The organism is Undibacterium sp. Ren11W (assembly GCF_049340485.1).
GTDB lineage: Bacteria > Pseudomonadota > Gammaproteobacteria > Burkholderiales > Burkholderiaceae_D > Undibacterium.
Genome location: NZ_JBMPPB010000008.1, coordinates 82,768 through 95,358, shown reverse-complemented (window position 1 = coordinate 95,358; position 12,591 = coordinate 82,768). Strand labels below are relative to the sequence as shown.

At 46.6% G+C, this 12,591-nt stretch carries 10 protein-coding genes; 7 read left to right on the top strand and 3 right to left on the bottom strand.

All coding sequences use genetic code 11. From position 1 onward, the window contains the following. Positions 1-17: 17 nt before the first annotated feature. The 7 genes from ACO0K8_RS16985 to ACO0K8_RS16955 all read left to right on the top strand — a co-directional run bounded on the left by ACO0K8_RS16985 (position 18) and on the right by ACO0K8_RS16955 (position 9,047). Complete coding sequence (locus tag ACO0K8_RS16985) at positions 18-677, top strand: type 4a pilus biogenesis protein PilO (protein WP_422947845.1); 660 nt, start codon at positions 18-20, stop codon at positions 675-677. Next, positions 674-1,213, top strand: a complete 540-nt coding sequence (locus ACO0K8_RS16980) for a pilus assembly protein PilP (protein ID WP_422947844.1) — start codon at positions 674-676, stop codon at positions 1,211-1,213. The genes ACO0K8_RS16985 and ACO0K8_RS16980 overlap by 4 nt, the downstream gene beginning before the upstream one ends. 53 nt (positions 1,214-1,266) lie before the next feature. Continuing rightward, positions 1,267-3,360, top strand: a complete 2,094-nt coding sequence (gene pilQ / locus ACO0K8_RS16975; protein ID WP_422947989.1) for a type IV pilus secretin PilQ — start codon at positions 1,267-1,269, stop codon at positions 3,358-3,360. Between the two features lie 16 nt (positions 3,361-3,376). Beyond that, complete coding sequence (locus tag ACO0K8_RS16970) at positions 3,377-5,485, top strand: hypothetical protein (protein WP_422947843.1); 2,109 nt, start codon at positions 3,377-3,379, stop codon at positions 5,483-5,485. A 30-nt stretch (positions 5,486-5,515) separates the two neighbouring features. Continuing rightward, entirely contained in the window at positions 5,516-7,123 is a 1,608-nt protein-coding gene (gene aroKB, locus ACO0K8_RS16965) for a bifunctional shikimate kinase/3-dehydroquinate synthase AroKB (RefSeq protein ID WP_422947988.1), read from the top strand. A 24-nt stretch (positions 7,124-7,147) separates the two neighbouring features. Further along, complete coding sequence (locus ACO0K8_RS16960) at positions 7,148-8,293, top strand: deoxyguanosinetriphosphate triphosphohydrolase (protein ID WP_422947842.1); 1,146 nt, start codon at positions 7,148-7,150, stop codon at positions 8,291-8,293. Between the two features lie 115 nt (positions 8,294-8,408). Further along, positions 8,409-9,047: a DUF4197 domain-containing protein gene (locus ACO0K8_RS16955; RefSeq protein WP_422947987.1), complete on the top strand. Its 639-nt coding sequence runs from the start codon at positions 8,409-8,411 to the stop codon at positions 9,045-9,047. 93 nt (positions 9,048-9,140) lie between these two features. Here the strand turns inward: ACO0K8_RS16955 and ACO0K8_RS16950 are convergent, their stop codons facing one another. The 3 genes from ACO0K8_RS16950 to ACO0K8_RS16940 form a co-directional block, all read right to left on the bottom strand. Next, positions 9,141-10,232, bottom strand: coding sequence for an enoyl-CoA hydratase/isomerase family protein (locus tag ACO0K8_RS16950; protein ID WP_422947841.1), 1,092 nt, complete (start codon positions 10,230-10,232; stop codon positions 9,141-9,143). A 399-nt stretch (positions 10,233-10,631) separates the two neighbouring features. Further along, positions 10,632-10,976 (bottom strand): ribosome hibernation-promoting factor, HPF/YfiA family, encoded by a 345-nt coding sequence (gene hpf / locus ACO0K8_RS16945; protein WP_422947840.1) that lies wholly within the window; start codon positions 10,974-10,976, stop codon positions 10,632-10,634. Between the two features lie 121 nt (positions 10,977-11,097). Then, positions 11,098-12,585: an RNA polymerase factor sigma-54 gene (locus tag ACO0K8_RS16940; protein ID WP_422947839.1), complete on the bottom strand. Its 1,488-nt coding sequence runs from the start codon at positions 12,583-12,585 to the stop codon at positions 11,098-11,100. Positions 12,586-12,591 lie beyond the last annotated feature (6 nt).

Below are 12,591 nucleotides of genomic sequence, written 5' to 3'. Positions count from 1 at the left end.
CGCATGAAAGTTAATATATGCAAAATCTGAAAGAAATGGGCGATTCGATCAACGCGCAGTTTCGTGATTTGAGTGGCTTGCATCCAGGCTTGTGGCCGATACTGCCGCGTGCTTTGCTTGCTGTTGCCTCCTTGTCCTTGGTTGTTGTGCTCGGCTGGTTTTTTTATTGGAGTGGTCAGCTTGATGAACAAGAGGCTGGACAGGTCGAAGAGGAAAAGTTAAAAGAAACTTTTAAACAGAAAATACAACAGGCAATTAGTCTTGACGCATTGAGAGAGCAAAGAAAATTGGTGTTGCAATATGTCGCCACTATGGAAAAACAGTTGCCAAGTAAAGCTGAAATGGACGCTCTACTTTCAGACATAAATCAATCTGGTTTAGGTAGGGGTTTGCAATTTGAATTGTTCAAACCAGGACAGGTGGTAGCCAAGGATTATTATGCCGAATTGCCAATTGACCTGAAATTGACTGGCAATTACCACGATATGGGGGAGTTTGTTAGTGATGTCGCCAAGTTGCCGCGTATTGTTACTTTGAATAATTTAAGTTTGAGTACGGACAAGGATGCAAAGTTGGTGTTAGATGTGGTTGCTAAAACTTTTCGATATTTGGATCCTGAAGAAATCTCTGCGCAGGCTGAGTTGAAAAAAGCTGCGAAAAAGGGAGATAAAAAGTGAGCAAATTTTGGTGTGCCAAAATAATGGCGGTAGTCACACTTCTGACTCTTGCTGGTTGCGGTGACAATGGTGTAGCTGAATTGCAGCAATGGATGGAATCTGTAAAGAAAGAAACTCACGTTGTTGTTTCAAAAGTGAGTGAGCCAAAAGTGTATGTTCCTGTGATCTACGCAGGGAAGTCAGATTTGGATCCTTTTAATCCAGCTAAACTGCTGGTTGCGCTTGCAAGAATGAAGGCAGAGTCAAATAATGGCCTGCGACCAGATATGGAGCGTCGCAAGGAGGTTTTAGAGGGGTACTCTCTCGACGAATTAAAAATGGTCGGTGTTATAGAGCGTTCTACTGCACGGCACGCCTTGATACAAGTCGACAAATCTGTTTTTCAGGCTAAAGTGGGAAATTACATAGGTCCCAATTTCGGATTGATCACTAAAATTACTGATTCTAATTTGGAACTTAAAGAAATCGTCCAGGATGCTGCAGGAGAATGGATAGAACGTAAAGCCACCCTAGAGTTGCAGGAGACAAAAAAATGAATACCTTGATAAATGCTAGCAAAAGGAGCGCTGTGTTTCTTAAATTATGTCTGATGGGTTTGCTGAGCCTAAGCGCGATCGCGAATGCCCAATCAAATAGTATTGAGTCGATTACTGCAAATCAGCAGGGCGTCAATATTATTATTAAGATTGCTTTGAAAAACCCCATTGGTAAAGCGCCAATAGGGTTTTCGGTATCTAATCCAGCGAGGATTGCTTTGGATTTTGCTGATACCTCGAATGCAACGGGAAAAAGTTCGATTGACATGGGCATGGGAGAGTTGCGCAACGTGAATGTTGTAGAAGCTACCGGTCGTTCACGCTTGGTCTTTAATTTGAATAAACCATTGAATTACGCCACAACCATAGAAGGTAATGTTGTTGTGATGACGATAGACGGTTCCGGAGGAATAGCAACCGCAGTTAATTCTGTTGGCTTGCCGGTTGCGCCTCCTTCTATTGGCAACGTAAAGCAGAATTTGAAGGATATTGATTTTCGTCGTGGTGTGCAAGGCGAAGGCAGAGTCGTGATTGATTTACCTAGTAATCAAGTCGCTGTTGATGTGCGTCAGCAAGGGCAAAAAATTGTTGTCGATTTCATGAAAGTAGGCTTGCCTTCAGTGTTAAGTCGGCGTCTGGATGTGGCTGATTTTGGTTCTCCTGTGCAAACCGTCACGACTACACAACAAGGCGAAAATGTCCGCATGACGATAGAGCCGAAAGGGCTTTGGGAGCATAGTGCCTATCAGAGCGATACGCAGTTGGTGATCGAAGTTAAACCAATTAAGGAAGATCCGAATAAATTGACACAAGGTACTCAGGGTTATCGCGGTGAGCGCTTGTCGTTTAACTTTCAAAATATTGAAGTACGTGCGTTATTGCAGATTATCGCAGAATTCAGTGGTTTAAATATTATCGCTAGCGATACTGTCACTGGTAATTCCACTCTTCGCCTTAAAGATGTGCCTTGGGATCAAGCGCTTGATGTGCTGATGCAAACCAAGGGACTGGACATGCGCAAAAATGGCTCTGTGATGTGGATCGCGCCAAAAGACGAATTGCTGACAAAAGAAAAATTAGAATTGGAGCAAAAGGCTCAAATCGCAGATCTAGAACCTTTGCGTACAGAGTCTTTTCAACTGAATTATCAAAAAGCTGAGTCATTTAAACAGGTGTTTGTGCAAGATGGCGGCACAACCGGAAACCGCATGTTGTCTAAACGCGGTAGCGCTGTAATCGATACTCGTACTAATCAGCTTTTTGTAACAGATATTCCGTCCAAGTTAGAAGAGGTCAGAAGGATGGTGCAGAAGACTGATATCGCTTCCAAGCAAGTGTTGATTGAGGCTCGTATCGTTGAAGCTGATGATCAATTTAATCGAAATTTGGGTGCTAAACTTGGTTTTCTTGATTTGCGCAATGCCCGTGGCGGAGATGCCGGTTATCAACTTTCAGGCAATCAACGTGGTGCCGTAACTGGTAATTACCTTGGGGTGGGTGAGCAAACCGGTCAGGCAAAAGTCACCGATGGTAGTTATGCGCCGAATACGCAGTTCGTTAATTTACCAGCAGCTGGCCTGAATGGATTAAACCCAGGTAGTTTGGCTGTCAGTTTGTTTTCGGCTGCTGCAAATCGTTTTCTTAACTTAGAACTGTCCGCATTAGAAGCTGATGGTAACGGGAAAATCATTTCTAGCCCTCGTATCGTCACCGCGGATCAACTGCCAGCCCATATCGAGCAGGGCACTGAAATTCCTTATCAAGTATCGACCAGCAGTGGTGCAACTTCTATTTCTTTCCGTAAAGCGACTTTGAGCTTGGATGTCACGCCGCAAATTACACCTGACGGCAATATTATTCTGAATGTCGATGTACATAAGGATAGTCGCGGTGAAGATACTCGTGGAGGTCCTGTAATTAACACCAAACAGGTGAAAACCATGGTTTTGGTTGAAAATGGTGGCACTGTTGTTCTAGGTGGTATCTACACTCAGGAAGAGCGTGATGATATCGCCAAAGTCCCATTCTTCGGTGATCTACCCTTGGTCGGTTATTTGTTTAAAACAACGGCTAAGAAAAACAATAAAACAGAATTATTAGTGTTTATTACTCCAAAAGTACTGACGGATAAACTCACGGCTAAATAAGGCTTTGAGGTATATTATGAATATTAATGATCAATTTAGTAAGAGGTTTTCTGTGGGTAAATTATTTCATGTAATGCTGGCTACGGCCTTGTTGTTGACTCTCAGCGCGTGTGGCGGCGGCGGCGGGTCGGCTGGATCGACAGGTGGTACCGGTGGCACAGGCACTGCTACAGCCCTGTTAAGCTGGACTTTAACTGATGCTGCTGGTGTGCCAATTACTATGATATCAGGAACCGATACCGGCACTATTACCGCAAAATTTGTAGATAGCAAAGGCATTCCATTGGTCGGCGCGCTGTTAACCATTATTGGTGATCCTAGTTTGGCGCAATTTATCCCTGCAACCGGAACTGCTTTGACCGATTCAAGTGGCATCGCTACTATCAAAATTCAGCCCTCGAGTTTGAGCGCGAGTGGCGCTTTTGTTCTGGAAGGACAGGCTGTTAGTGGCGCGCTAACTGCTAAGTATTCAAGTGGAGTTACAGTTGGCGCAGCAAGTTTTACTTTGGGGGGCTTATCATTTTCGACAACTCCACCAGTTCCTTTGCCGGCCTTTAGTACTGTGCTGATAAATATTCCAGTTACGTCCAAAGGTGCTCCTGCGACAAGTGCACCAGGTTTGCTGGTAACTTCCTTATGCGGTACAAAGGCAGATCTTAAATTAGGTGTGCCAACGATATCAGGTACCTATCCGCTCACATATACCAACCTAGGATGTCTGTTGGGTAACGATACTGTCACTGTGTCTTTGGGTGCTTCAACTCAAACTATCTCTTTAGCTGTAGAACCTTCGGCAATCGGTTCTATACAGTTCGTTGGTACAGATAGTCCTGGGACCGCTTTGGTTTTGAAGGGTTCTGGTGGTTTGGGCCGTAAAGAGTCGGCATTGGTAACGTTTAAATTGGTGGACCAAAATAATGTTGGGCTATCAGGAGTCGAGGTCAATTTTTCTACCACAACTAGCACGGGTGGGTTAACAGTGTTGCCCGCTAAAGCGGTCACGGATGCAAGCGGCAATGTCTCGACGACGGTTTCGTCAGGTGTCGTTCCTACCCCAGTTAAAGTGCAGGCGACTGCCACACGTCAAAATAAAACTATCTCTGGATTGTCGGATGCACTAACAATTTCTGCTGGATTACCAATTCAAAAGTTTATGGATTTCAGTGCAACCAAATATAACTTAGAGGGATGGGGATATTCCGATGAAATCGCGGTTGTTACGGTTGCGATGGCAGATCAGTATGGAAATAAAGTCTCTGACGGTACCACTGTCAACTTTATTACTGAGGGTGGTGCTATTGGGACATCTGCGCAAGGTGCATGTAATACTATCAACGGTAAATGTAGTGTCGAGTTCAAGAGTCAGGAATTTAGGCCTTTAAATGGACGAGTTACTGTTATGGCTTATGCTCAAGGGGTAGAGGATTTCGTTAGTCAAAAGGGCACATCCCAATACTATTGCGTAGCCCCAATTGATGCTGCTGGTAATCCTGTATCGCAAGCAGCTTATCGGCCCTTAGTCGATGTTTGCCCACCTAACGCAGGAAATGACAACTTCAGCGATATGGGGGATGCATTTTTGGATGCGGGCACGCTTGGAGCTACTACAGGTCGCCTATCAGGAGGAACTTTTGATGGGGTTTACCAGTTTGCAAATGAGGATCGTCCTATACCATACAATCACGTTGATTATACTAGCGCTGGGGATGGGAGGTGGGGTCTCAACTATATTCGTAGGCAAGTTGAATTTACATTTAGCGGATCAGATGCTAGGTTAATACGCTTGAATTGTAGTGGGTCAACTTGTGTCGATTGGACTGGGGCATCGTCAAGGGTAATTGCGGGTGTTGCTGGTGCCAATTGTAGCAGTCAATCTTTAGATTTTCGTTTAACTGATTTGAATAATAATCCAATGCCATCTGGTACCACTGTGACCGCCGGTGATGCCGATAAATTGTCATTGTTAGCGATATATGGGGCTCCGATTCCTTCTACCAGTAATGTTGGTGGCACACAGCACGCAGTGACAGTGAAAGCGGATGCCAACTGTGCTCATGGATTTGTGACGATCAAGGTGGCGACACCGCGCGGGACAATTACTTCCTTTGAATTTAGGTCGCAATAAAAATTGAGCAGCATTTTTCTAGTCGGTCTCATGGGCTCAGGCAAAACTACGGTTGGCCGGGCCCTTGCGAAGAAACTTAACAAACGCTTTATTGATACTGATCATGAAATCGAGTCCCGTACCGGGGTCTCGATTCCTGTGATTTTTGAGGTCGAGGGTGAGGCTAGTTTTCGCCAGCGTGAAGCTGAAGTGGTAAAGGATCTGACGGCGCAAGACGGTGTAGTTCTTGCAACAGGCGGCGGTGCTATCCTCGACGAGGCTAGTCGCCGCTTTTTGCATGAGCGCGGTACTGTAATTTATCTACGAGCCGGCATTAACAGTATTTTGCAGCGTACCCGCCATGATAAAAATCGGCCACTACTGCGTACCGCTGATCCACGTAAGAAGCTAGAAGAACTCGAAGCACAACGCGAACCTCTGTATCAGCAAATCGCCCATTTGGTAATAGAAACCGGCAGACCCAATGTGCAATTTCTTGTGCAGTCCATTTTGACGCAACTGGCATTGATACCCGGTGCGCTCTCTTCAGAAAACGTTTTACTCATGCAGCAACAAGCTTCTTTCCAAACCCTCAGAGTTGAACTCGGCGAACGTAGTTATCCGATCGCAATCGGTGCTACCTTGCTGGCAGCTAGCGATGTTTTGCGTCAGCACATTAAGGGCCAACGCGTCGCGATAGTCACTAATACCGTGGTCGCACCTTTGTATCTGGCTGCGCTGGAAGAACGTTTGCGTGGCTTGGGCAAGCAAGTAATCAGCATCATCTTGCCGGATGGCGAAGAGCATAAAACCTGGGCTAGCCTGATGCTGATTTTTGATGCCTTACTGGCTGCTAAGTGCGATAGAAAGATTACTTTGCTGGCTTTAGGTGGTGGTGTAATTGGCGATATGACGGGTTTTGCAGCCGCCTCGTATATGCGCGGTGTGCCCTTTGTACAGATTCCGACTACACTGCTATCACAGGTAGATTCATCGGTCGGTGGCAAGACTGGCATCAATCATCCGCTCGGTAAAAATATGATAGGCGCGTTTTATCAGCCGCAGGCAGTGATTGCCGACACCGCAACGCTCAATACCTTACCAGATCGTGAATTATCAGCCGGGTTAGCTGAGGTGATCAAACACGGTGCAATTATCGATGCCGCGTTTTTTGAATGGATAGAGTCGCATATCGTTCAGTTACGCAATAAAGATCCGGAATCGCTGGCCTATGCAATTTCACGTTCATGCGAGATCAAGGCCGACGTGGTGCGCCAAGATGAGCGCGAAGGCGGTTTGCGTGCCATACTCAACTTTGGACATACCTTTGCGCATGCGATTGAATCTGGTTTGGGTTACGGTAAATGGCTGCATGGTGAGGCAGTAGGTTGCGGTATGGTGATGGCGGCAGATTTATCCTGTCGTATGGGTTATATCGATTACGTTAGCAAAGTCAGAGTGCAGAAGTTGGTGGAGGCGGCCGGTCTGCCTACGCTAGCTCCCGATCTGGGCGAGCAGCGCTGGCTGGAGTTGATGGAAGTCGATAAGAAAAATGAGAATGGACAAATCAAGTTTATTCTACTTAAACCCTTGGGCGCACCAATTATCACCGGAGTGCCGAAAGAAACCTTACTCGCTTGCTTGCGAGCCAGTATTTAAAAGTTGCTTTTAGATTGCTAGCCTATGTTCTCCGACGCCCGACTCGCTCCCTACGCGGCCCAATCGGGTACTTCACGCGGCCGACTTCATGCTGAGCCCAAGCCTGGTTCCCGCTCTGAATATCAACGCGATCGCGATAGGATCATACACAGCAGCGCGTTTCGCCGGCTAGAATATAAAACTCAAGTCTTTGTCAATCACGAAGGCGATCTGTTTCGCACCCGTCTCACGCATAGCCTGGAGGTGGCGCAGATAGGGCGTTCAATTGCCCGCAATCTGCACCTAAACGAAGATTTGGTGGAGGCGATTTCGCTGGCACATGATCTTGGTCACACACCGTTTGGGCATGCGGGGCAAGACGCATTAAATGCCTGTATGCAGGAATTCGATGGCTTTGAGCATAACTTGCAGAGCTTGCGGGTGGTCGATGCTCTGGAGGAGCGTTATGGCGCTTTTGATGGCTTAAATCTTAGTTTCGAAACGCGTGAGGGCATACTTAAACATTGTTCTTTAGCGCATGCTAGAAATCTCGGTGACGTAGGGCAGCGTTTCATAGATAAGACTCAGCCTACACTGGAAGCGCAGTTAACCAATCTGGCAGACGAAATTGCCTACAATAATCACGATATAGACGATGGATTACGCTCCGGTTTATTGCTGGAGTCGCAATTGATGGAATTGGATTTTTATGGACGGCATAGGCATGAGGTTGATTTGGCCTATCCTGGAATCAACGGTCGACGTGCAATTTCTGAAACTATACGGCGGATGATAGATCGTTTGATCGTTGATTTAATTCAGACTTCCGAGCAGCGTATCGCAGATTGTGCCCCGACATCGGTAGACCAAGTCAGGGCGCACGCTAAGATGATCGCTTTTTCCGACAGCATGTATCAAGAGGCACTCATCCTAAAGCAGTTCTTGCGGGAAAATTTGTACAGGCATTATTTAGTAAATCGCATGACCAGTAAAAGCAGGAGCATCGTTAGAGAATTATTTGATGCCCTGATGGCTGAACCTATCTTGCTGCCCCCGGATTATCAAGTTAAGTCTAGCGCGTCGGATGCCCGTGCCCTGCAGGCACGCAAAATCGCAGACTATATTGCAGGCATGACCGACCGCTATGCGATCAGAGAACATCGACGACTGTTTTCTATTGAAGAAATCTAGGTCGTTTTTACACTTAACTGTATTTTTTTTGATTGGGATTCCTATGCAATTAGCGCATTTATTTAATGTGAAAAACTCAGGATTTTTGCTGGCGGGTGCTTTGCTTAGTGTGGCAATGTCGGCCTGGGCTTTCTCGTTCGACGATCTGAGTAATCAAGATGCGAGCGCCGGTTTAAAGGCCGCCTTAAATAAAGGGTCAGAGCTGGCAGTTGCCAAGCTTGGGGCTGAAAATGGTTACTATAATAATGATAAGGTCAGAATAGCATTACCCTCGGTGCTAGAACAAGCTTTGCCTATCTTAAGGATGACCGGGCAAGGCAAGCAACTCGATGAATTGGTCGTTTCTATGAATCGTGCAGCCGAGGCTGCCGTGCCTATGGCGAAGCCCTTGTTGCTCGATGCGGTCAAATCTATGTCGGTGACGGATGCCAAGAACATACTCACCGGCGGCGATACTTCCGTCACAGATTTTTTCAAGCAAAAAACCGCAAGCGCTTTGGGTGTGAAATTTTTACCTATGGTGAAGGGCGTTACCGATAAGGCGGGGCTCTCTGCTCAGTACAATACTGTAATGGGACAAGCGCATAAATTTGGTGTGGTCCCCGCACAGCAAGCCAGTGTCGAAACCTATGTGACGCAACGCGCTTTAGATGGCTTGTATCTGATGATCGCTGAAGAAGAAAAAGCGATACGTCAGGATCCTATCGGTGCGGGCAGTAAAATTATAGGCAAGGTATTTGGCTTGCTGAAGTGATGGCTGCCAGGCTTTCCGCAACGCAATTCAAGCTGCCCTAGCATCAATCGCAACGCGCATAGAAACTCCCACGCATTGCGATTGACTGATCGCTTATAGCAGATCGCGCAAAGGGTGAGCGTAGTCTGGCCAAACCGGCTCAAAAAAACCGAGTATCAAGGATTCATCGACTAGCTCCTGCGTTGCTGGAGACCAGCGTGGTGCATTGTCTTTGTCCACCACCAAGGCTCTTACTCCTTCCAGCACCTCGCCATGTTTGAAGCAATGGCGCACCATAGTTCGCTCCATGCGCAAACATTCTGCTACTGTCATATCGGCACCGCGACGTAATTGTTCTAATGTGACAGCCATCAGCAAGGGCGAGCGTTTCTGCATCAGTGCGCTGGCTTGTAAGCCGAATTCACTTTGATCGAGTGCTAGTGATTGCAAGACTTTTTTTACATCTTTGCCTGCAAAGTGCAAGTCTATTGCAGCACGATTTTTCGCCAGCGTACTTTGTTCTGGTATTGCCTGATCGGCATATTGCGTCGCAAACTCACGGATCAGCACACGAATATCGTCGCTGTTAGTAGTGCGCAGTAAGTCCATCAAAGTGGTTAAGGCAGTCGTAGGAATATACACATCTGCCAATTCTGCATACATGGCATCGGCCGCATTGATGATGTCACCAGTCATCCCTAAATAAGTACCAATTTCGCCAGGGCTACGCGCTAGGAAGTAGCTGCCGCCCACATCCGGGAATAGGCCAATATTCACTTCTGGCATCGCCATCTTAGTACGCTCTGTGACTATCCGCAGGCGGCAGTTTTTTCCTGCCTGGGCGATCCCCATGCCACCGCCCATGACCACACCGTTTAGTAATGCGACATAAGGTTTAGGATAGAAATGGATTAAATGATTTAAGGCGTATTCTTCGCTGAAAAAATCTTCTAACAGGGCGCTGTCTCCCTTTGGGGTGGCAGTACCAACATCGTAAAAAAAGCGTATGTCACCACCGGCACAAAATGATTTTTCACTGCTGCTATGAATGAAAACAGCCGCAACTTCGTCATTCTCTTGCCACTGTAACAGTGTGGCGGTGATGTTGCGTACCATTTCTAGGGACAAAGAATTGAGGGCTTTCGGTCTATCTAGGGTGATGAACCCTATGCGGTTCTGTATTGAGCTTAATATATGATTACTCATAGGATCTGGTATTTAGTGAAGGTGATTGGGATGGGATAAGAAAAATCAACTAGTGCCAGCCTGGTCACGCAATCTGCATGCGGCTTGCAGCCGAGATAGGCTGGAAACCCGCATGAATAGTGCGTGTTAGGCATGCTGCCATTTTGAAATTTAATCAGCAGCGAGTGCAGGATGTTCTTGTGCCCATGTTTTATCGAAATTTTAGATTGCCATTTTATCGAAATTTGTCCGCTAATCAAATGAATCTGTGAAGAGATTCGAAAGGTGCAAAGAGACAATCGCAGCCCTACAAAAACGATTGCACAAGATGTTTTTTTTGCAGATGCACATATCTCTTTTGCCAACAAAAAAGGACGCTGAAGCGTCCTAGTTTTGGGTTCCCTTTGTGGGTTGATAGTTTTACACTGAGGCTGGATCAGGAATATGTTTGATCGCTTGATGCGGATGTTCCTGAATTTTGTCTTTGTGTTTAATGACTTGCCTGTCTAGTTTGTCTATCAGTGTGTCGATGGCAGCATACAGATCCTGCGCCAGACTTTCAACGTGAATATCTTTACCGCTGATGTGCAGATTAATATCTGCTTTATGACGTTTGTCCTTTTCTCGGAGCTTGTCGACCGTCAGGATGACGGCGATATCAATGACTTGATCGAAGTGTCGCCTGATACGTTCTAGCTTGTTTTGTACATGTTCACGAATTGCAGGAGTTACTTCAAGGTGATGACCACTGATGGTGAGATTCATAAAACGCTCCTATGGTGATGTTACTTGATGACACTATCGCTATTACTATGCGCCCAATCTGAAAAACCTGTTTGAGCTAAATCATATATAGCAATCTAACGCAAAATTTCAAGAACAATTTTTACAAAGATTTTCGCAAACTGACCGGTGGAATTTTAAGGGCTTCGCGGTACTTGGCGACTGTGCGGCGCGCAATGACCATCCCTTGTTCACCCAGCATGTCTGCAATCTTGCTATCAGAGAGTGGGCTTTTCTGGTTTTCTGCTCCTATCAATTGTTTGATGAGTGCTCGTATCGCCGTCGATGATGCTTCACCCCCTGTTTCAGTGGCGACATGGCTACCGAAAAAATACTTCAACTCAAACATACCATGTGGGGTCAGCATGTATTTCTGAGTGGTCACACGAGAAATTGTACTCTCATGTAAACCCAGTGTATCAGCAATTTCGCGCAAAACAAGAGGGCGCATCGCGACCGCTCCATGTGTGAAAAAATTCCGTTGTCTTTCGACTATTGCTTGCGAAACCCGTAAAATCGTCTCGAAACGTTGCCGCATATTTTTGATCAGCCAGCGTGCTTCCTGCAACTGGGGATTAAGACTGCCATCCCCACGATTTTGCTTCATGATATTGGCGTACATGCTATTGACACGCAGCTTAGGCATGATGTCCTGGTTCAATAACACTTGCCATCCATCAGCAGATTTTTTGACTATTACATCCGGCACCACATAGTCGGAACTACTGACTGCAAACTCGGCGCCAGGTTTGGGTTTGCATAAACGTATCACCACCTGTGCCTCGCGCAAATCCTCATCGTCACAATTAAAAACCTTCTTTAAGCGAGCAAAATCGCGTTGTGCAAATAAACCTAATTGTGTTTCTACGATGGCAAGTGCGAGGCGTCGGGTGACGAAAGCGATTTTGGGCAGGCGTTTGATCTGCAGCGCCAGGCACTCGGAGCAGTTACGTGCGCCAACACCGGCAGGATCAAAACTTTGTACCATGAGCAAGGCAAAACTCAGCTCTTCAGGCTCAACCAATAGTTCTAGAGGGATGCTGGAATGAATATCTTCCAGGCTCTCTATCAGATAACCGCTATCATCGAGGGCGTCGATTACCAGTTCCACCAAGGCCAGATCGCGCGGTTCGCGCAGATTCAGACGCATTTGCTCCAGCAAATGTTCTTTAAGTGAAATATGCGCCGCTTCTAACTGCGGTCTTCCCTCATCCTCTTCCGAGGATTTACTGCCTTGCGGAGCATCGTCAAAACTCCACTCGGTTTCGCTAGGGCTGACACTATCGGCCGCGTTGCTAACTTCTGAGATCTCGCTGGAGTCGGTATTGGCGTTACTCTGATCTTCAGCAGAACTGACGCCGAACTCCGTTTCAGACCGTGATTCAGTACTGCCAATGGCGCCGTCCGCCAACAAGCGTACCGCGCTATCGAGTGGATTATCGACGCGCTCTAGCATGGGATTTTCTATCAGCAAGTTTTCTAGTTCTTGATGCAGTTCCAGCGTGGACAATTGCAGTAGCCGTATCGATTGTTGCAATTGTGGCGTGAGTGCCAGATGTTGCGAGGTGCGTAGCTGCAGGCTTTGCTTCATGCTGAG